Raw genomic sequence first — 20,792 nt, 5'->3', positions numbered from 1 at the left:
TTTTTATAGCCATCTTAATAATATAATACATGAATCCTTTTCATTGACTTATGATTTATATGTACTATAATAAGAATTGTGATTATCTGATAATGATTATAATTAATTCCGAACAAAGGAGTCGATACAGAATGAAACTACGCGAAGAAATGCCTGAACTAGAAGGCGCTAAAGAATGGTTTAACGGAGAAGTTAAGAAGAGTGACCTCGTAGGTAATAAACCACTTACTCTTATTCACTTCTGGTCCATTAGCTGTGGTCTATGTAAAGAAGCTATGCCAATGGTTAACGAATTCCGTGATGAGTATAGCGAAGATATGAATGTTATTGCTGTTCATATGCCACGCTCTGAAAAAGACCTTGACCTTGAAGAAATTAAACAAGTAGCTGATCAACACGATATTAGCCAACCAATCTTCGTTGATAGTGATCACAAATTGACAGACGCATTCGAAAACCAATATGTACCTGCCTATTACGTGTTTGATTCAGAAGGTAAACTTCGTCATTTCCAAGCAGGCGGAGAAGGTCGTAAAATGCTTACAAAACGTATTACTAAACTTCTTGATAAAGCGAAAAAAGAAGACTAAATAACGAAATGATAAAGAGGCAGCGCAAGCTGCCTCTTTATTTTTTCTTTTTCATTTTCCTATATAATGAAAGCACTATGCGATAGGCACCGTAGCCCACGATAGCTCCAAGAGCATTTAAGAGAATATCATCAATATCAAATATACGGTGAGCGACAAAGTACTGCAATAATTCAATAACAGTACTCGTTGAAAAACCGATCAGACCAATAATAAGCACAGACTTTCCTTTTTTATAAACTAGCGGTATTAAAAATCCTAGCGGCATAAACAACATAATATTTCCAATAATATTTTTTAAGATGAGCCAGTAGCTTCCGCTTTCCCACATTAACTTTATACTATCGAACAAGACAAGGTTAACTGATTTACCATATGGATAATAATTATAAATAAACAATGTCGCATAGAAAAGCGCAAGTAAGTAGATACCTAAAGCGAAGGATCCACCCCTCTTCACCCATTTCTGTGTTGACATACCTTCATTCTGAGTCTGCATATCCTATGTCTCTCCCTATTCTTCAGATGCCTTATGGGCTGTCTATATGCTATAGTATTCTATACAAAATATATTCATGTAACAAAATTGAGGTGGAAAAATGCCAGAACTCCAAGAAAATGTCTTAAAGAACCTTTCTTCAAACCTAAACAACTATAACATTCCTTTTTTCTTTATAAATGAAACAGCTCTTTGGCTTCAAGGAGCAGTCGATGCCCCTCATTCTATAGCCGTTTCGATTCAATGGGATGCTTTTGAGTCCGTCGTAGGTGATTTCAATCTTAAATATGGAGTAGCAAAACCAGAATACACTTCTGAAACTTCTTACGCTCTTTATGTGATCGATGAGTGTCCGGTACGTATTGAGTGCACATACAACACCGTTATCCGCACGAACCCTTATCTCATTGAAGTCTCACTAGGAGAACAATCGGTCCAATGCCTTTCACTCTATTACTATCAAAAGCTTCCGGAATGGCGGAATATAATTGATGCTCACCTAAAAAAAATACAAGAGAATGTGACAGCCCAGAATGAAAAATCTTGGAATCAACAAACTTACGAAGCGTTGCTTAATCGATTTGGAAAACCTGAGGAAGCCGCAACAAAATTAAAAGAAAATCCAAAATCACGTCTTAAATCACTTCTACCGTATCTTCCTTCATTACAAGGAAAGAAAGTAGCCAACTTAATGGGATCACATGGTATGAAAGCGACTGCAATGAGTTTACTTGGTGCAAATGCAACAGTCATCGATTTTTCCTATGAAAACGAGCGATTCGCCAAAGAAATTGCAGAAGAGTGTAACGTGGACCTCTCCTATTATGTCACTGACATTTTAAAAATGAACCATGACCTCGATGGAAGTTTTGATATTATTGTTATGGAACTGGGGATTTTACATTACTTCCTTGATCTGCACCCTCTCTTCAAGGTTGTTTCACGTCTCTTGAAACCAGAAGGCACCTTTGTTATCCAAGATTTCCATCCTATATCAACAAAGCTTATTTCGTCTAAAGGAAAGAAGCATAAAGTTGATGGTAACTATTTCGATCCGACAATTTACAGAACTAAAGTTGCTTTTGAGAAGCATTTAACGAACGAAACAGCAGAAAGCCTGGTGCTTCAGCGTAAATGGACACTTGGTGAAATTCTTACAAGCATTGCTGATGAGAACCTTATTATTAAACAGGTAACAGAGGAACCTAATATTAAGCTCCACGACAGAGGCATTCCGAAAATTTTCACTGTTAAAGCTGTCAAATAGCCCTAATAAAATAAGGTAATGCTTATTAACATTCTAGATTTTTTGCTCGCCCTGTAATGACCAATTGAATGAGTCAAAAATCGAGAAGCAACAGTGGAAGCTAACGTCGCTCATAATAATAAAAGCACCCTCAAGGGTGCTTTTATTATTATGAGACTAGCGATTCGATCACTTCATCATCTCTCTTATCAGAATAATTCTTACCAACTACTGTCGCTTCCTTATTCATTAACTCATTTAATTCGTTTGCTTCTTCTTTTTCACCAGCCACGTAGATTTTTTCCCACTGCTGAGTTTTTGCTTTTTTATCAAGCTTTGCAGCCATCGATTTGTACCATCTCTCACGATTGGCCTTTACTCGATCTTCATATAGCTCTCGCTGTGCTGTACTTCCATTTCCAGAGATATTCTCATTTCCCGTTGTTCCTTCGTAAATTCTCCAGTTATCCTCGTCCGGATCCCAGGCATATTCTTCACTTTTGGTTAGAAAACCAAGTTCAGTTTCAATAATCCGAACATAATCATGATGGACAAGCACAATACCAGTATTGGGATAGTTGTTTTCAAGTTCTTCTACTACTTCTAGTTGAGGTTCTTCTTCCCAATAAAGGTTCGTTTCGACTGGAACTTGCGTACGCTCTACGAACCAAATCTGATCATCTGAAGAAGCAATAATAATAAGTCCGCGTTTTAAATCATTTTCTATACGATTAAGCTCATCTTGAATTTTCTCTTTTACTTTTTCATATTTTTCAAGATCTTCTTTATTACCACTTTGCTTTAAGTATTCCTCGAAATTTCGAAATCCGTTTTTTAATTGAATTTTCCATTCACCATTTTGTCGGTCCGCATCACGACGATCCGTATTTAAATACAAAGTAAACACTTTATCAGGCTTTTGGACACGAGCATGTTTCAGTTGTTCTAGCTTTTCTTTTAATAGCATTGTACTCCTCCTCATCTTTTCTTTGTTACAAATTCAATTCCCTGTTCATTCCCATTTTTAAACATAAAATCATTCCATCCAATTGTTCTTTTTCTTATAGTCAAGATGAGAAGCATGTGATAGAATAAAATTATTAAAACATGATAATCATTCTAATCTACATGAAAAACATTCTCAATGCGATTTAGATAACTCCGTTTTATCAGCTTTCTAATGCTGTGACTACTTTAAGTGGTCACAGCATTGCACGTTTAGCAAGGGAATGAAGATGACTATTATTCTCAATTAGAAAAAGGAGGAATGATAATGGAACAGGCAAATATTCAATCAAGTACTTACACCTCACATACTTCTTTCTGGTGGAATACTTTAAAACGTCACGGGGAGCTTACTGCTGCCCTAATAAGTGGATTAATCATTGCCTTTGCTTGGATCATGGAGGGTGCATTTTCACCTTCCGTTGAAGCCAGTCTCTATATCACGGCATTTGTAATTGGCGGTTTCGCTAAAGCAAAAGAAGGAATAGAAGACTCGTTTGCTGAGAAAGACGTGAATGTTGAGCTTCTTATGATCATCGCAGCGATCGGTGCTGGTAGTATTGGGTACTGGACTGAGGGAGCCATACTTATATTTATTTTTGCATTAAGTGGTGCCCTTGAAACTTATACATTGAACAAGAGTGAACGAGAGCTTCAATCTCTGATGGAAATTCAACCAGAAACCGCAACCGTTATTTCAAACGGTTCTGAAATGGTTGTACCTGCTAGTTCACTATCTGTAGATGACGTTATTCTTATTAAACCAGGAGAGAGAGTCCCTGCAGACGGATTAATTATGAAAGGGCAAACTTCTCTGGATCAATCTGCAATTACCGGCGAGTCTATTCCAGTCATTAAACGAATCGATGAGGAAGTATTTGCTGGAACATTAAATATATCAGGACATTTAACCATAAAAATGACTAAAAGTAGTAAGGACACCGTCTTCCAAAAAATCATTGCTCTTGTTCAAGAAGCCCAAGATCAAAAAGCACCCTCACAGCTGTTTATCGAAAAACTTGAAGGCTGGTATGTCAAAATCGTATTACTAATGGGCTCTTTACTTATGATCCTCCCTCACTTTCTTTTTGGATGGACGTGGGATGAAACGATCTATCGTGCTATGGTTTTTCTTGTTGTTGCTTCCCCATGCGCCCTAGTTGCTTCCATTATGCCAGCTACACTATCAGCTATATCAGCAGGTGCACGAAATGGCATTCTATTTAAAGGAGGGGTTCATCTCGAACAACTCGCCTCCATGAAAGCTGTTGCACTTGATAAAACGGGAACATTAACGGAAGGTTCTCCAGTAGTTACAGATGTTTTCACTCGTTCAGATATTGATGAGAATACATTCATGAACATCGTAGCCTCTATCGAACGGCAGTCGACACATCCACTTGCTAAAGCCATTGTTAATCATTCAAAATCACATAACTGGCTAGAACCTGAGGAAATGATGGATCATTCTGGATGGGGTGTTGAAGCGAAAATTAACGGAATCAGCTGGAAGGTAGGGAAGTTAGATTTCTTTAGTGATAAGGATGGATTTGATTCTTTTCAAGAAAAGTACGCCCAGTTGCAATCAAGTGGGAACACCATTGTATTTGCTGCGGATCAACATGGTTTTGCTGGTATGATAGCTTTAAAAGATAAAGTACGAAGTGAATCCGCAACAATGGTTAAAGCGTTGAAAAAACGTGGGATTGAGCCTATTATGCTCACAGGTGACAGTGAACAAACAGCAAAAGCGATAGCAGAAGAAGTTGGCATAGAAACCTATTTCGCCAATTGTCTTCCAGAAGATAAAGTAACCCACATGAAAGAATTAAAGAAAAAATATGCAACGGTTGGCATGATTGGAGACGGCATTAATGATGCACCGGCTCTAGCGGTTTCTGATGTTGGAATTGCTATGGGTCAGGGAACAGATGTAGCGCTCGAAACGGCAGACGTTGTTCTAATGAAAAATGATCTTGGAAAACTTACTCGAGCCGTAAATCTTTCTAACCGATTAAATCAAATTGTTAAACAAAACGTGATCTTTTCCATTGCTGTCATCTTCATCCTTATTGCATCTAATTTCTTTCAATTCCTCACCCTTCCATTGGGAGTTCTCGGTCATGAAGGCAGTACCATTCTTGTTATATTAAACGGATTACGCCTACTAAAATAACAAAAGCCCAATAGTTATAGCAGCATATCGCCGCTAGCTCTATTGGGCTTTTTTCCTGAAATAATTTGAAGTCGCGTTCACTTCGCCCCCTATGATAATCACAAGGCCAGTGAGATAGAACCAGAGCATAAGGGCAATAACCCCTCCAAGACTGCCGTATGTAGCAGAATAGTTGCTAAAGTTGTTGATGTAGTAGGAAAAGGCTAATGATAAGAGCTGCCAAAATACCGAAGCAAATACAGACCCTAGCAACACATCTTTATAATTCAGCCGTTTATTTGGAGCATAGTAGTAGATAAACATAAAAACCACAATCATAATGGATAGGCTTAAAGTCCACCGGATGATCGCAAACATAAAACTTAATGATTCAGGTAATTCAAAGAACGATACAAAAAAACGCCATAGTGTTTCTCCAAATACGGGTAAAACGAGTGCCACAACGATTACAAAGATCATCGCTAACGACAATAGAATCGATAATCCTCTCGCTAATAAAAAATGTCGACTTTCCTGAACGTTATATGCTCGGTTAAGTGACTTAATGATCGCATTGATGGCATTAGATGCTGACCAAATGGTTGCGATAATCCCAAATGATAAAAGACCTTTGCGTGCTCCATCTTCGAGAATAAGATTTTCTTGAATGGTCACAAATGATTCAGAAGGTGCGTATTGCGCAATTAAATCAAGAATTTGATCCTGAGAGAAATCAAAATGAGTGAGGAGGGTAATCGCAAAGATCAGAAACGGAAACAGCGATAATAAAAAATAGTAAGCAAGCTGTGCTGATAAGTCGGTTACTTGGTGTTCTTTTATTCTTGAAAATAGCTGTTTCGAAAATTGCCCTAATGATGCATCCACCATATACCCTCCTGCTGCTCAATTAATGTGTCAATTTATCGTTAGTGTTGCCAGTTAATTCTTCACCAGCTTCCACAACTCTCGAGCCTATTTCTTTAAGATCGTCCTGTGTTTCTTTGACAAGATTAAACGCTTCAACCGAACTTTCTTTCAATCCATTGAATTTCTGAGACAGGGTTGAAATGTCATCTTGTACTTCCTTCATTAGCCCGCTTGCATCATCTACGGTTTGCTTCCATTTATCCGTATAGTATGATGGATTATTCTTAATATCACGCAAAATAGTGCCTGCTTTTTTTGATCCGTTTTGAATGGATTCTCTCGTTCCTCGATCGAACAGTGAAATAAGTGCGCCTGCTAATCCACCAATAAGGACTGCCTTAAACAGTTTATTTTGACTACCGCCTGAATATGTCTGACTCATTTGATTTCCTCCTTGTTATATAAAGATGCGATTTAATTCCCTTTATTTACGCTTATGAAACGCCTTCATAACATTCAGAGTGTGTACTTTTGCAGTATTCGATCTACCGCACTTCCATAGCTTTCCCCAAATAAGATCAAATGAACAAGAAGATAATATAACTGATAGATCGGAATTCGATCCTCAAATTCTTTCTCTAACGGATAATCAGCTCCATATTGCTCGTAGAACGCTTTTGAATAACCACCAAATAAATATGTAAATGCGATATCTACTTCTCGGTCACCAAAATAAACAGCAGGATCAATTAAATAAGGTTGCCCATTCTCACCATACAACCAATTACCACCCCAAAGATCACCATGTAAAAGTGAAAAAGATGGTTTATGCCCTATGATTGAATCAAGCCTCTGGCGGAGTTGGGTTAAGCGGCGGTCACGCTCCCTTGAGATTCTCCCCTTTTCAATTGCTAGCTCCTGCATGACCCCAAGACGCAAATCTCTGTAGAACGTAACCCAATTGGAAGAAGCGCTGTTTAATTGAGTTAGCTCTCCTATAAAATTGGGCTCATTCAGACCAACCTGATTGGAATGCTGTTGATGCATTTTTGCAACAAGACTACCTAGTCTCCGATCGCCTGTTTCATCAGATGGTTTGGAACGAATCCATTCCATCAGAAAAACCATTTCTGTTTCATCACGCGCCTTAAGTAGAAGGGGATTTGGTACCATCAATCCATTATTCCGTAATCGTTCAAGGCCTTTTTTTTCAGCTAGAAAAAATTGTTCAGAAGCTGTTTTATTTATTTTCGCAAAGTATTCCCGCTCTTTCGTTCGAACGTAAAATGCCTGATTTATCGAGCCTCCTAAAACAGGCTGCATATCGACAATTGAAGTTCGATCACCTGTTTCTACAATCGCTTTTTTTATATCAAGCTTCATATGCCCTCTTCATCTCTAATATGTTCAAGTAATTTTGAACAGCCCTCTTCAACCATTTGGTAAACTTCTTCAAAATTCCCTTCAAAATAAGGATCCGGCACATCTTCAATCTCACTTTCGCTTACGTAGTCCATCAATCGTGAAATTGAGCTCGAGGAGTTCATTCCCGCCATTTCATGAAGTTCTCCAAGATTACTTGCGTCCATTGCAATCACATAGTGAAATTGAGAAAGATCGGCTTCCTTCACTTGTCTTGCTTTCATTCCATCCACTGAAATTTGTTGCTTTAAAAGAATTTCCCGAGTTCCCTCATGAGGAGGTTCTCCTACATGCCAATCACCTATACCAGCTGAATCAATTTCAATCTGATCCGATAATCCAGCTTGAGCTACTTTCGACCTTAGGACTGCTTCCGCCATTGGTGAACGACAGATGTTTCCTAGACAAACGAATAAGACTCGGATCATCGTTATCCCTCCATTGTTTTGATATAAACGGTACGGTTACGTGGGCCATCGAACTCACAGAAATAAATGCCTTGCCACGTGCCAAGAATAAGACTACCCTCTTCTACAATGATCGTTTGCGATGCACCTACTGTACTTGTTTTAAGATGAGAAGCAGAGTTTCCCTCAGCATGTTGGTATTTTTCGTGCTCCCATGGATACACTTCATCTAATCGCATAAGCATATCGTGCTTTACATCTGGATCAGCATTCTCATTAATCGTAATACCAGCCGTTGTATGAGCCGAATAGACGAGAACAGTTCCCTGTTTAAGATTCTCATCACGGATAACCTTTTTAACCTCTGAGGTAATATCAATCATTTCATCTCGACGATTTGTTTTAACAGATATTTTTTTAAGCATCTGATCCCTCCTATAGCTACTATCTTACTACTACCCTTAAAAGCCTCTTTTCACTCTAGTCTTGCCACAAACTTTCTATATGACGCAAACCACGTGGAACAATGACTTTCTACGGAGCTTATGTTTACCACTCTCTAGTAGTCATCTCGTTCATAAAGATAGAGGTATGGTATATCTAGAAACAAGTAATAAGATTCATTTATAGGATAAGAGTAAGTCCGGATGAGCTCATTTGTTTCAATATCACTATATAGGTCAGACAATATCCCAACCTTTTCATGCTTCATCCTCACGATATTTTCAAGAAAATATGGACGCCAGCTCCAATTATCGCCTTCATATTCAGGCTGAAACTCCCACCCTCCTTCTCCATTTCTATAATAGTTAGACGAAACTTGGTGACCGTCTTCATCACAAATGTAGCCTCTAAAACAAGCTTCACCAAGAGAATGGGCAGCTTCAGCTACCATTGTATTCCAATCATTTTGCTTGCTCCTTTTTATGTGCTGCTGCAAATGACGATTAAAGTCCTGAGACAGCTCATAAAGCGAGAGAAGACGCTTTCTCTCATGCATGATAAAATGTTGAAATTCATTTGTTAGCAAAGATTTATATTGGTTAACATCCAAATAATCTGCTCTCGGCTTACCAAGATAGTACCCCTGATAATATCGCCCGCCGTTCTCCCATGCATATTTTAGCTGACCTACTCCTTCAATTCCTTCAAATAGTAGAGTTGAACCAATTTTTCTTCCTAACATAGATAAGGCATACAAAACTTCTCGATATTCTGGAGGCATACCCTTATCTTTCAAATTCAATAAACCAACCTTAATAATATTAGGATTAAGAATAGCGATTTTTTCAATATTACTCATCGTATTACCTGCATGGCTAACAGCTACTTGTACACCAAGACTCTTATAATACGTAAGGATATGCTGAAGAGTCTGTAACGCTTCATCTTCAATATCATAATCAGAAACCTCTATAACAATTTGTTCATAAGTGATCCCCTTATTCGCATACTCTTCAAGATCGTTTGTGAAGGTTTCACCATGGTCATAAAGAAGGTGCCTGGCACTCGAATTAAAAAATAGGCTCTGACCGTTTCCGCGCTCTAAAAGAATATCAATCGCTTGACTTCGAATATGTGAATCAATTTCTAATATGTACTCTTCAGGTATAGACTGATCTTGAAAAAAGAATCCAAGACTTTCTATTCCTTCTTCTGTTCGAATTCTTCCGAGAACTTCATAACCGATAATTTGCTGCTTATCAGCACTAACAATAGGCTGGAAGTATGGGAAGATCTCTTCTTTTTTTCCCATAACATCAAGTGCATCCATTACATAACCCCTCCCGTTCATTCAAAATAAATAATTTTATTATATCATGAATACTAAACATGCTTTATATCTCTATCTTATTTGTCTGATTTCTCCAGTTTATTATCTGAACATTTTTATAAGCTAGTCGAAAAAATGGGTTTTCATTGGTTTTTCTACGATAGCGATTTATACTAGTAGTACCATTCAATGTAAAAGGTGATGATCAAATGAGAAATATGACGTCATGGAGCTGTAAGCTATGAAAGTAAACAAAGAACAGCTTAAGCGTATGAAAAGAAATGAATTCGTTAGAACAGCAATAGAATATGTAGATACAGGAGTCGTCATTACAGATCCTGAGCTTCCCGACAATCCAATTGTTTATACAAATGAAGGTTTCGAGAAATTAAGCGGATATTCAACCGATGAAATTATCGGGAATAATTGTCGTTTTTTACAAGGAGCGGATAGCGATAAAGAAACGGTTGCTCAATTACGTTCCGCTATTCAAAATGAAGAGAAAATCAAAGTTGAAATCAAAAATTACAAAAAAAATGGAGAGTTCTTCTGGAATGAACTCCAAATCTACCCAGTCTACTTCGAAAGTGAACATCAAACATTTTTTGTAGGGGTACAGCAGGATGTTACTAAACGTAAAATGGCTGAAGAACGATCTGAACATTATTTCGAACAGGTGAAACGTTTATCCACTCCAATCGTTCCAATTGACCGTAAAGTCTCGATCGTTCCAATAGTTGGGCACATTGATGACGAACGAATCGATCTCATTCTAAAGAACGTAAGTGCCCATATTCAGAAGAGCGGAGATGAATACTTGATTATCGACCTTTCTGGTGTCAGCCATTTCACCTCTGAACTTCACAAAGGAGTCTATCAACTCCATCAGCTCATTAAACTCATGGGAGCTGAACTAATGCTAACCGGAGCTAGACCTGACTTTGTCTTAGAAGGTGTACAAGCTGACTTCTCCCTGTCTTCCATCAAAAGCTTTCCTTCTGTTCAGCACGCTCTCATTACAATCAATTAAAGGATTGAACTGAGCTAGCCATTTAGTGGTTTTTCTTGATCAAAATACTATGAACAGATTCTTTAACAATCTCAATAAATGAAGCCAAAAGCTTTCGAATAAACGCTTTTGGCTTTTTTATAATAGCTAACTTGATTAGAATAGAGGTTTTTTTAGGAATGGAAACTTTTTTCTCCTGGTCGACAGACAACCGCTTTGCTCTTTTTTCGTTTCCTCACCTATCAGCGTTGTTTACTTTAGGGGTAATGATGTTGCTTATTTTTTGCTTCAGATCAGACTTAAAAGAAAAGCGTGCAAATCTTGCGATGCGACTAATGATTGCCACTGCTTTATTACTGTCAGAGGGTAGTTTTCATCTCTGGTTTATTTACTATAGCGAATGGAGCATTACTACGACCTTACCTCTTCAATTAAGTAGCATTTCACTTCTGTTATCTGTTGCTCTGCTAATAACTAAACAGAGGCGATTGTTTGAAATAACTTATTTCGTAGGTACGTCTAGCGCTCTCCTCGCAATGATCACGCCTGATCTTGGCTTCTATTCTTATCCACACTTTCGATTTTTTCATTTTTTTGTAGCTCACGGCGGGATCGTTCTAACATCATGGTTATTTATTGCCGTTAATAAATATATCCCTTCCTATCGCTCAATTTGGACGGCCTTTACTACTCTGAACTTATATGTAGCTGTGTTATTTGCAATCAATCTTAGCATCGGTTCAAACTACATGTTCTTAATAAATAAGCCACATAGTCATACCATTTTGGACTACTTAGGACCATGGCCATTCTACTTACTTTCACTCGAAGGCATTACCATTATCGCCTTCCATCTTCTTTATCTTCCATTCTATATACTGAAGAGCTACTCGTTTAATAGAACAACAAATAGGAAAAGTACTATATAGGACTACTTTGAAAGGATGAAGCGAGATGAAACGGTATCATTATATTGTTAAAGGAAGAGTTCAGGGTGTAGGGTTCCGAGCATATACACAGCAAAAAGCAGCCCAATATGGCCTTACTGGCTATGTCATGAATCGAATGGATAGCTCGGTCGAAGTGGAAGCACAAGGAGAAGAAGCCGCTATGAGACATTTTCAATCTGCACTAGAATCAGGGAGCCCCTATTCCGTCGTTGATAACGTGATTATGGAAGAAAAAGATGTAAATGAGAATGAACGGTCTTTTACTATTCGTTATTAATAGGCAATTGGTATGCTTTGAATTATAATATGATTAATATGTTAGTTAAATTTGCGGAGGTAATGAGTTGGCAGAAACGACTTTTTTTTCACATAGTGAGACAACAAGAGCGCTTAATAGTTTAGGCGATAATATATTTGTATGCGATTTAGATTTAAGTATTGTGTGGTTTAACCAACGTGCAGAAATGCTACTTAAGTCACTTATACCTTATTTACCTATTAAGCACCCTATAGAACTAATCGGGAAAAGCATTGATGAATTCCATCAAAATCCTTCACACCAAAGAAACATTTTGCTCTATCAGTTGCCATATGAAAGTACCATTACCTTATTTGACCGATTTGCTGCTAGTATCGTTATTTCTGAATACCTTAACGAGTCAGGTGAAAAAACTGGTTATCTACTTGTCTGGCGCGATGTAACAGAAAAGCAAAAGGAGCTTCAGGAAAACAAAAAACTTGTTAGTGAACTATCTTCAGCAATTATTCCAACCATTATTGATAATGCAATTCTTATCCCTCTTATCGGCACCATGAATGAAGAAAGATCAGAAAAGCTTATTAACAACACATTAAATTATTGTGCAGTTAACAATACGGATTATGTTCTACTGGACTTCTCAGGGCTATCTGAATTGAATGCGAGCTCAGCCCAAGCCTTATGTGAGACGATGACAAAGTCACTCTCTTTAATGGGTATCCTTGTCGTTTATGTGGGAATCACGAAGCGGGTTGTGCAATGGTTAATGAATCTTGATCTTGATCCGAAGATTCCTACATTTTCAACGTTTCGCCAGGGTATTAACCATGTTGTTAATCTTGAAGGATATTCACTCATGTTAAAAGAACGTGACTAGAAACACTAACATCACTTATTCTAGTGAAAGAAAAAGGACTTCCCAAACATGATACGTTGGGGAGTCCTTTTTCTTTTGTGCTTCCGTATAGCTTTCATTTTTAGTAAAAGATAAAGATTTTTTCGTTATTCACTCCAAATTCTATATTCCTTTACTAGAAAACTGTTGGAAAACGGTATTTGTATTAACTTTGAATAACGATTTTCCTGCTACGAAGTTCAACACGCGCTTGTTTCGCTCAACAGAAAGGGCAAGGTTTGTTGCGCCAGTTCCGTGAGAATGATCAAGATTCGTTAACGTAAAAATGTGGTTCTTCCTTCCATCTTTAAAAACCAGTTGCTGATCCATTTCTACTTTAAATAGGTTCTCATCTTCCCATTCGATTTCGTCTTCTATCCGTTTAAACCATTCAGGGAAGTGAGGTTTATATCCAGTCGCAAGCACAACTTTATCCGTATTCGCTTGGAATTCATGATTTTCTTGCCACTGTCTACAGGCAAGTTCATAGCGATCATCTATCTTTTCGATACCATTTACCTCTGTTAAAGGTTGAATCATCACATCTAGCGAATCCTCTGAGGATCGATGATAAAGAAGGTGATAAATATTCTTTAATGTAGATGGATCTATGCCTTTTCTTAAAGTTCCAAGTGTTGAAAGAGCATCTTTCCGGTCGTCAAACGAAAGGCCGTGAAAATAGCTAACATAATCAGGTGAGAATACTTCCTGCCCTAGCTTAGCTGATTCTAATTGAAAAAAACCTGCTGAGCGAGTCAACCAGTTCAAATGATAGCCGTACTTCTCCTGGTCATGAAGCAAATCATAAAACACTTCTGCAGCACTTTGCCCTGACCCGATCACTGTTACTGAACGTGATTTTTTCAACTCTTTCTCGTGATAAAGATAATGATTTGTATGAAGAACATCTTCAGGTGGATATGAGTCGAAGCCATCAGGTATATTTGGCACACTCCCTGTTCCTAGGACGACATGCTTTGCTTGTAAGGTCTCTGTTCGACCCGTCTTTACCTCTTCAATCGTAACGTTATAACATGCTTTTTCTTTATCATAAAGAACATCAATTACTTTTTGACCAAAGAAACAATTATTTAATTGTGACGCAACCCATTTAGTATAAGCGTTGTATTCTTTTCTCGGTATATCGAATTTATTAAAAAAATAAAACTGATAAAGTCGATCATGCTCATGTAAGTAATTAATAAAAGTATAAGGGCTTTTTGGATTTGCAATGGTAACCAAATCTGCAAGAAATGGAACCTGAAGATCTGCTCCATCAATCAACATCCCTGGATGCCAATTGTATTCTTCTTTCTGATCAAAATAAATCGCTTCTACCTCTGTCTCATCTGCAAGTGCAGCCATCCCTAAATTAAACGGCCCAATCCCAATTCCTATAAGATCATATAACTTAGCTGTATTCAATGTCTTCACGTCCTTTAATCTCCATTCCAGATTCACTAGGTTTGCAGTATCGATTCAATCGAATGTTCGCATACCTTGGTTTACCCTAATCTCTGTAGTTTTAAATCCTAATTGATTATAATAACTTTTTCTCACTCTCTACATCTTCACTGCTATAATGGTAATTAATAACAGGAGGGGTTATACGTGATAACAGATCAAGCATTTGAATTTCACATTAAAGACATCGAAACACCGTTCTCAGGTTGGGATTTTTCTTATATTACAAATACAGAAAGAATGAACGGCGAACCGCTTCCCTGGTCGTACACTTCTTATGTTCTACACCATTTCCGCTCTAGCTACAGTGTACTTGATATGGGAACTGGCGGCGGAGAATTTCTTGAAGCATTAAAGCCATTTCCAAATAAGTTAGCAGCAACAGAAGGCTATCCCCCTAACCTTCCAATTGCCAAATCAAGACTTGAGCCCCAAGGTGTCATTGTAAAAGGATTCGAGGATGACGATACTCTTCCTTTTTTAGATGCTGAATTTCAATTCGTGATGAACAAGCATGATTCCTACTCTCCAAAAGAAGTCCATCGTATACTATCTGCTAATGGAGCTTTTATTACTCAGCAGGTTGGCGGGGAAGATATGAAAGAACTAAATCGAGTGTTGGATGCTCCAATGAAGTCTGAATACGATCATTGGAACTTGAATTACGCCGTTCAAGAGCTGGAATCTTACGGATTTTCCATTGTAGATGCTAAAGAATCTTTTCCTTCTACACGTTTTTATGACATTGGTGCAGTCATTTATTATTTAAAAGCGATTCCATGGCAGATTCCTAACTTCTCAATCGAAAGCTATCGAAACGCACTTTATCGTTTACATAAAAATATAGAAAATAACGGATTTATTGATATACCTTCACACCGCTTTATTCTACATGCAGCTAAAAAATAGCCTATATTTTAAAAAAGCCCGCAATAAAATGCGAGCTTTTTTCTCTTAATCAGCACTTACAGCTTTGGAGGCACTTACCGCTGAGAAACTAATCGTAATAGCACATAACAAACCAATGACCAAAAATCCTCTAATAAGCGGCCAAGCTTCCCAACCATCAATAAACACGGAGCGCATCGCCTCAAATAAGTATGTAGTCGGATTAATCGTTGCCGCAACTTTTAACCAACCTGCTTCAATCAATTCATAGGGAACAAAAGTTGTGCTAAGAAAAATAAGTGGAAAGAATACAAAAGTCCCTGCTTGTGCAGATTGAGCATTCTTTGTTCGTAACGCTACACCAACTGAATACCCTGCAAAAGCAAGCCCCCACCCAAGCGTTAATAAAAGAATGACGATTACTCCACCAAATCCTGCTGCAACTTCTAGACCAAGAAAATAAGCAACTACTAGAATTAACACCGTTTGAATAAGCAGCTGCAACATTCCCGCAATAATCGGACCAAGTACGATAGCAAGTCTTGAGGAAGGGGTAAGAAGAAGACGTGAAAAGTATCCATTTTCTAAATCCTTAACCAGCGCTTGCCCCGCTCCACCAGCTCCCCCGATCGCAGCTGAAACGATAGAGACAGGTAAAATAAAGGCAAGGTAGTTTGCTCCTTCAAATGCAGGAAGCTGTGAAATCCCGCTTAATCCTCCTTCATAAACAAACAAAAAGAAAAGACTAATGATTAAGTTAGGAATGAAAATCAATGGATTCCGAATGATTGTTATGATACTCCTTTTTGTAAAAACCAGTGTATCTACAAGAAAAGAGCCTTTCTTTTGCTCAGCCATAGCTTTACGCCCTTTCCTTTTGCTCGTTCGTCACATTAATAAATACATCGTCTAAAGATGGTGGCTTTACATTCAATGTTTTTGGTGAAAGGTTGTGTTCATCAAGCTTACGAACAAGTTCTGATAGAAGTTGAGTTCCATTCTTAGTGTACAGTGTAACCTCTTCTTTTGATCGCTCAATATTCTCTGCAAGATCGGCTAGCGTTTTACTTGCTCGCTCCGCTTCTTCAACCTCTTCGAACATAAGTTGAATCGCATCAAATCCGAGCGTCCTTTTTAACTCTTCGGCACTTCCAGATGCGACAATTTTTCCTTGATTGATGATACTGATTCGATCAGCAAGTTGATCAGCTTCTTCAAGATATTGAGTTGTAAGGAATATCGTCGTTCCTTCTTCTTTATTCAACCGCTTAATTTCTTTCCAAATAGCTTTTCGATTCGATGGATCAAGTCCAGTTGTTGGTTCATCAAGAAAAAGAATTTTTGGCTTATGAACTAAGGTGAGCGCAAGATCCAACCTCCGTCTCATTCCCCCAGAATACTTTCCACATGGACGATCAGCTGCATCATTTAAGTCAACCAGGGTAAGTAACTCTACACCTCTTGTTTTGGCTTCTTTCTTACTAAACCCAAATAGTCTTGCCTGCATTTCAATTAACTCTCTCCCCGTTAACACTGGATCGATACCCGTTTCTTGGAGCGCCACACCAATATTCCATCGTACCCGTTCGGGTTCTTCCCCAACATCAACACCACCAATGTGGATGCTTCCTGTCGTTGGTTTCACAAGCGTTGTAAGAATCTGAACAGTCGTAGATTTACCTGCACCATTAGGGCCGAGAAAGGCAAAAAATTCGCCTTCAGCTACTTCAAAACTTACGCCCTGAACAGCTTTCACATCACCTTTATACGTTTTAACTAGCTCATGTACTGATATAGACCCATCCATTCTCTAACCCCCTCTATTGTTGGAAGGCTTTTCTGCAAGAAAACACGCCCGTGCTGTTATACTTACATTCGCCTTAGTTTAAATTTCTCCTTTAATAGAGTGTGTTCGTTCAAAAAAAGAACCCCCCTTAAATTGAATTTAAAGGGGGCGTTTACCATTCGGTTAGTTTCTTCTGCACTTTATGCTGATATTCTTTGGTTAAACGGGAGCGTCTTTCCATATAAAGCTTATTGTAGCGAAGCTGCTTTTCTGAAATTCGCTGCTTTAGCCGCTCTTTCTCCCTATCATCCTCACAATACTCAAGAAGTTTCTCTAGAGACAGTAACTCATTTTTTAAATCCATTTCTTCAGGGAGATAGCCACTATTCTTTAGAACTTTGTAGGCTATTCTAAGATCTTCTGGAATCATCGATAAATCCTCAAGATTCTGTCGTTTTCCTTTACCAGGGAGATCGTCAAAATCACCATGTTTTAATGCTGTTTTAATCTTATCCTCTGCCACAAACCATGCAAAATCCATGCACATCCCTCCTTACTTTCATTATCCTTTTCTGTTAATGAATTGTCATGAACCCTGTAACAAAATTCCTTCAAAAAAATAGACTTTTCCTCTTTTCATAAAGAACAATGGATGATAACATGGTTGACGGTTAAGGTTTATAGAATACTCCTTATAGAATTTTCATTAGAGAAAGGATGGTTCGATGCATTACGCAAGCAAAGGCTGGTACGTTGAACAGCTTAAAAAACATGATGTACGTTACATTGAAGGACGCAAGACAGAGAAATTCAAGAAACACGTACTTGCATCTCTTCTTGAAAAGCAATAAAAACGAAATTCCAAAGGGGGATTACACCCCCCTTTTCTTACATACTCACTATCCAAATAAACATAAGGATTGATACATAGGAACGAACTGGTTTTCTTTCCACTGAAGTGGTGTAGAAAGAAAACCTAGCCCATCCGCGTTATACCTTCCGATTACTCTCTGATAAACCAACAATTCATTAACTCCGTCACGCTGCAAATCAATGGGATATACGCCACTAGGAGGCAAGACACTTCCCTTTATCGGGGCTTTTAATTGCCCATTCTCCTTATAAATTTCCGAAAGATACTCTTCTCCTTTATAAAGAAGACTCACAATATAGTTCTGATTTAACGTTTTATTATCAACCTTCGCTTGATAATAATCAAGGTAGTATACATCATAAGTAAAAGCTTCATAGAAACTCTGTTGATCAAAAAGCAACCTCAGGGTTTGATTTAGATAGGAATACAAAAAGTCATACGTAAGCCCTCCACTCCCTCCAGAATCAGAACGCACTAATATTTCCTTCACTTTGTTCCCGGTAAAATCACCCAAATAAAGGGTCGGGTTATAGCCACTACTACCCGGAAGAGCAAAAGAGACATCGACCGCTGTGGTATCGTTTTTGATCGTTAGAACAACGCTATCGACTAACGGTGAATCGTCCCCAAATGGTTTATTACCAGTAAGGGTCACAAGATCAGGAATGCCGTTCCCTGTTACGTCTCCCACCTTCTGATCTAATAAAATGCGCGCTGCTCTCATTGCTTCCAGCCCCTTTCGCTTTATGTAACAGTCTATGTTCATAGACGAACGCTTTTTCGTTGTAATGATTTGGAAAGGAAGCTAAACTAGTGTGAAGTGATCTTATGGAAACGAGGAAAAACGATGAAATTTTCAGATAATGAACAAATGATTGGGATACTTTCGGGTGCCGGCGCCTATTTCTTATGGGGCATTCTACCGCTATATTGGAAGCTCGTCGGGCAAGTACCATCTGAAGAAGTGTTAGCTCATAGGATCATCTGGTCCTTTGCTTTTATGATTATCATATTAATCGTGCTGAGGAAATTAACTTCATTTAAAATAGAGCTTCTCGGTATTTTCCGTCGTCCGAAGAAGCTAGCAGCGATCGCTTTTGCATCCGTATTTATCACTATAAATTGGTATGCATTCATATGGGCTGTCAATCATGATCACGTCATTCAAACCAGCCTTGGTTACTATATCAACCCATTAATTAGCGTTCTTCTAGGTATTCTATTCTTAAAAGAAAAGCTTTCCTTCTGGCAACTCATTTCATTTGCACTTGCTACAATTGGCGTATTAAATCTCGTCTTTCGATTTGGAGAAATACCATGGGTCTCTCTCATCCTAGCCATGAGCTTCGGAATGTATGGTTTATTGAAGAAAAAAGCAAGGCTTGGTGCTTTAACAGGACTAACAATTGAGACGCTATTCATTACGCCGTTTGCGCTAATTTATTTAATGACCGTTCGCACAAGCGTGGCCGATGCCATGTATTTAGAAGACGCCTCTCTTTTCGGATTGTTACTGGGCGCTGGAATTGTCACTGCTGTACCACTTTTGCTTTTTGCAAGCGGGGCAAACCGTATTTCGCTTTCGATGATTGGTTTTCTTCAATACATCGCACCTACTTTAATGCTCATACAAGGTGTCTTCCTCTATGGAGAGTCGTTTACGACTGTGCACTTAGTCAGTTTTGCTTTAATTTGGGCAGCACTGATCATTTTCACCCTTGCTCGCACCAAATTATTCCGTCGCATAGAACCCCACTCGTTTCAAAGGAAGCATTCACTAGAATCGTAATATTAAAAACCCCTTTACTTAATGTGAAGGGGTTTTTAAGTCTAGGTTACATTCTCAAATGGCCACAAATAAGTTGTCACCTTCTTAGAGAAATGAGTAACAACTTGATCAGAGTAGTGATATGGGTGTGATAGAGTATCACGAAGAACAGCGACATCAACCTTTTGAAGTGCCCATCGATCATGCTTAATTTTCCCTTGAAATACTTTATTTCCTCTTACAATAAAAAGCCGATCTCTTTCTGTAAGCCAAAAATCAAGATCTCCATTTCGCGCTTCATAAGATGTTCCTAGTGGTTCATAAATAATATGGTAATCGGATTTTTCAACACCTTTATGTGTTCTAGAAGACCAAAAGCTAATTTGCTTTCCATCACTTTTTTTACCCATTTTTGCTTGAAGGTAAGGAAGGTGAAAAAGATTTCTCGCCACCATAACACCTGCTTTATGACTAGCATCAAGGCTGAAGAAATACACACCACGTTTTTGGCCATACTTCACATAAGTCCGCACATTAAGTTCAAGTAGTTTTGAAGCAAAGGGAACTGAAGGTAAACCACGAAATCGAATTTGATTCATTTCAAACGGAACGATTCCAATCCAGGCCTTCCCTTCAAACGTATCTACTTCTAGTTGAGGTGGAAGTATGGATTGAAGCCAATCACGATCAACAGACCAGTGTAGAAACAAAAGATCCTCCCACGTTTGTTTCATAATCCATCCGCTAGTTCTGGAACTCAATTGACCTTCCTCCTCTCTTTCGTATCATAACCAATTATGCCCATTCCTTTCAAAAAAAAATAGAATTTGAATGTGTTGAAGAAGATGCTAAGGACTGTTTGAAGATGTGCTTATTTACAATGCGAATACTTTGATAAACTGTAATGTTTTGTGGTACCGTTTAGGTGGAACAG

The 20,792-nt window shown here is 38.3% G+C and carries 24 protein-coding genes; 10 read left to right on the top strand and 14 right to left on the bottom strand.

Features of this window, described 5'->3' with window-relative positions:
* Positions 1-131 precede the first annotated feature (131 nt).
* Positions 132-590, top strand: a complete 459-nt coding sequence (locus Q4550_RS14740) for a TlpA disulfide reductase family protein (RefSeq protein ID WP_194220113.1) — start codon at positions 132-134, stop codon at positions 588-590.
* 37 nt (positions 591-627) lie between these two features.
* Here Q4550_RS14740 and Q4550_RS14735 read toward each other — a convergent pair whose 3' ends face one another.
* Entirely contained in the window at positions 628-1,089 is a 462-nt protein-coding gene (locus Q4550_RS14735; RefSeq protein WP_303533902.1) for a VanZ family protein, read from the bottom strand.
* Between the two features lie 100 nt (positions 1,090-1,189).
* Here Q4550_RS14735 and Q4550_RS14730 point away from each other — a divergent pair, with 100 nt between their 5' ends.
* The gene (locus Q4550_RS14730) at positions 1,190-2,356 is read left to right on the top strand and encodes a class I SAM-dependent methyltransferase (RefSeq protein WP_303533900.1); all 1,167 of its coding nucleotides are present in this window, start codon (positions 1,190-1,192) and stop codon (positions 2,354-2,356) included.
* 148 nt (positions 2,357-2,504) lie between these two features.
* Here Q4550_RS14730 and Q4550_RS14725 read toward each other — a convergent pair whose 3' ends face one another.
* Entirely contained in the window at positions 2,505-3,302 is a 798-nt protein-coding gene (locus tag Q4550_RS14725) for a VLRF1 family aeRF1-type release factor (RefSeq protein ID WP_303533899.1), read from the bottom strand.
* A 300-nt stretch (positions 3,303-3,602) separates the two neighbouring features.
* Between Q4550_RS14725 and Q4550_RS14720 the strand changes: the two genes are divergently transcribed.
* Positions 3,603-5,516 (top strand): heavy metal translocating P-type ATPase, encoded by a 1,914-nt coding sequence (locus Q4550_RS14720; RefSeq protein WP_371018523.1) that lies wholly within the window; start codon positions 3,603-3,605, stop codon positions 5,514-5,516.
* A 39-nt stretch (positions 5,517-5,555) separates the two neighbouring features.
* Here Q4550_RS14720 and Q4550_RS14715 read toward each other — a convergent pair whose 3' ends face one another.
* The 6 genes from Q4550_RS14715 to Q4550_RS14690 form a co-directional block, all read right to left on the bottom strand.
* The gene (locus Q4550_RS14715; RefSeq protein ID WP_483298563.1) at positions 5,556-6,380 is read right to left on the bottom strand and encodes a YihY/virulence factor BrkB family protein; all 825 of its coding nucleotides are present in this window, start codon (positions 6,378-6,380) and stop codon (positions 5,556-5,558) included.
* 22 nt (positions 6,381-6,402) lie between these two features.
* A complete protein-coding gene (locus tag Q4550_RS14710) occupies positions 6,403-6,804 on the bottom strand; it encodes a YtxH domain-containing protein (protein WP_303533894.1) in 402 nt (133 codons plus the stop codon).
* Positions 6,805-6,878: 74 nt separating this feature from the next.
* Positions 6,879-7,745, bottom strand: coding sequence for a fructosamine kinase family protein (locus Q4550_RS14705; RefSeq protein ID WP_303533892.1), 867 nt, complete (start codon positions 7,743-7,745; stop codon positions 6,879-6,881).
* Positions 7,742-8,212, bottom strand: coding sequence for a low molecular weight protein-tyrosine-phosphatase (locus Q4550_RS14700; RefSeq protein WP_303533889.1), 471 nt, complete (start codon positions 8,210-8,212; stop codon positions 7,742-7,744). The genes Q4550_RS14705 and Q4550_RS14700 overlap by 4 nt, the downstream gene beginning before the upstream one ends.
* A gap of 2 nt (positions 8,213-8,214) precedes the next feature.
* Positions 8,215-8,616, bottom strand: a complete 402-nt coding sequence (locus Q4550_RS14695; protein WP_194220122.1) for a secondary thiamine-phosphate synthase enzyme YjbQ — start codon at positions 8,614-8,616, stop codon at positions 8,215-8,217.
* Positions 8,617-8,750: 134 nt separating this feature from the next.
* Positions 8,751-9,965 (bottom strand): EAL domain-containing protein, encoded by a 1,215-nt coding sequence (locus Q4550_RS14690; RefSeq protein ID WP_303533885.1) that lies wholly within the window; start codon positions 9,963-9,965, stop codon positions 8,751-8,753.
* Between the two features lie 241 nt (positions 9,966-10,206).
* Here Q4550_RS14690 and ytvA point away from each other — a divergent pair, with 241 nt between their 5' ends.
* The 4 genes from ytvA to Q4550_RS14670 all read left to right on the top strand — a co-directional run bounded on the left by ytvA (position 10,207) and on the right by Q4550_RS14670 (position 13,060).
* Entirely contained in the window at positions 10,207-10,995 is a 789-nt protein-coding gene (ytvA, locus tag Q4550_RS14685) for a YtvA family blue-light photoreceptor (protein WP_303533883.1), read from the top strand.
* Positions 10,996-11,153: 158 nt separating this feature from the next.
* On the top strand, positions 11,154-11,903 hold the full coding sequence (locus Q4550_RS14680) for a YwaF family protein (protein WP_303533882.1): 750 nt from the start codon (positions 11,154-11,156) through the stop codon (positions 11,901-11,903).
* Positions 11,904-11,928: 25 nt separating this feature from the next.
* Positions 11,929-12,201: an acylphosphatase gene (locus Q4550_RS14675; protein WP_303533881.1), complete on the top strand. Its 273-nt coding sequence runs from the start codon at positions 11,929-11,931 to the stop codon at positions 12,199-12,201.
* A gap of 67 nt (positions 12,202-12,268) precedes the next feature.
* Positions 12,269-13,060, top strand: a complete 792-nt coding sequence (locus Q4550_RS14670) for an STAS domain-containing protein (RefSeq protein ID WP_303533880.1) — start codon at positions 12,269-12,271, stop codon at positions 13,058-13,060.
* 141 nt (positions 13,061-13,201) lie between these two features.
* On the opposite strand, the gene Q4550_RS14665 is transcribed toward Q4550_RS14670, so the two are convergent.
* A complete protein-coding gene (locus Q4550_RS14665; protein ID WP_303533878.1) occupies positions 13,202-14,512 on the bottom strand; it encodes a lysine N(6)-hydroxylase/L-ornithine N(5)-oxygenase family protein in 1,311 nt (436 codons plus the stop codon).
* Between the two features lie 177 nt (positions 14,513-14,689).
* On the opposite strand from Q4550_RS14665, the gene Q4550_RS14660 reads away from it, so the two are divergent.
* Complete coding sequence (locus Q4550_RS14660) at positions 14,690-15,451, top strand: methyltransferase domain-containing protein (RefSeq protein WP_303533876.1); 762 nt, start codon at positions 14,690-14,692, stop codon at positions 15,449-15,451.
* A gap of 45 nt (positions 15,452-15,496) precedes the next feature.
* Here the strand turns inward: Q4550_RS14660 and Q4550_RS14655 are convergent, their stop codons facing one another.
* The 3 genes from Q4550_RS14655 to Q4550_RS14645 form a co-directional block, all read right to left on the bottom strand.
* A complete protein-coding gene (locus Q4550_RS14655) occupies positions 15,497-16,288 on the bottom strand; it encodes an ABC transporter permease (protein ID WP_303533873.1) in 792 nt (263 codons plus the stop codon).
* A 4-nt stretch (positions 16,289-16,292) separates the two neighbouring features.
* Positions 16,293-17,237, bottom strand: a complete 945-nt coding sequence (locus tag Q4550_RS14650; protein WP_303533870.1) for an ATP-binding cassette domain-containing protein — start codon at positions 17,235-17,237, stop codon at positions 16,293-16,295.
* A 151-nt stretch (positions 17,238-17,388) separates the two neighbouring features.
* Positions 17,389-17,757, bottom strand: coding sequence for a DnaJ family domain-containing protein (locus Q4550_RS14645; RefSeq protein WP_303533867.1), 369 nt, complete (start codon positions 17,755-17,757; stop codon positions 17,389-17,391).
* 184 nt (positions 17,758-17,941) lie between these two features.
* Between Q4550_RS14645 and Q4550_RS14640 the strand changes: the two genes are divergently transcribed.
* A complete protein-coding gene (locus Q4550_RS14640) occupies positions 17,942-18,067 on the top strand; it encodes a DUF2639 domain-containing protein (protein ID WP_194220132.1) in 126 nt (41 codons plus the stop codon).
* Positions 18,068-18,115: 48 nt separating this feature from the next.
* Here Q4550_RS14640 and Q4550_RS14635 read toward each other — a convergent pair whose 3' ends face one another.
* Positions 18,116-18,814, bottom strand: a complete 699-nt coding sequence (locus Q4550_RS14635; RefSeq protein ID WP_303533864.1) for a VCBS repeat-containing protein — start codon at positions 18,812-18,814, stop codon at positions 18,116-18,118.
* Positions 18,815-18,937: 123 nt separating this feature from the next.
* On the opposite strand from Q4550_RS14635, the gene rarD reads away from it, so the two are divergent.
* On the top strand, positions 18,938-19,879 hold the full coding sequence (gene rarD, locus Q4550_RS14630) for an EamA family transporter RarD (protein WP_303533862.1): 942 nt from the start codon (positions 18,938-18,940) through the stop codon (positions 19,877-19,879).
* Positions 19,880-19,920: 41 nt separating this feature from the next.
* On the opposite strand, the gene Q4550_RS14625 is transcribed toward rarD, so the two are convergent.
* Positions 19,921-20,619 carry a YqjF family protein gene (locus tag Q4550_RS14625; RefSeq protein WP_303533860.1) on the bottom strand — a complete coding sequence of 233 codons (699 nt, stop codon included), beginning with the start codon at positions 20,617-20,619 and terminating at the stop codon, positions 19,921-19,923.
* Positions 20,620-20,792: the final 173 nt, after the last annotated feature.

This window comes from Anaerobacillus sp. 1_MG-2023, assembly GCF_030547345.1.
In the GTDB taxonomy this organism is placed as follows: Bacteria; Bacillota; Bacilli; order Bacillales; family Guptibacillaceae; genus Guptibacillus; species Guptibacillus hwajinpoensis_B.
The sequence above is the reverse complement of the archived record's forward strand: the minus strand, read 5'-3'. Positions and strand labels throughout refer to the sequence as shown.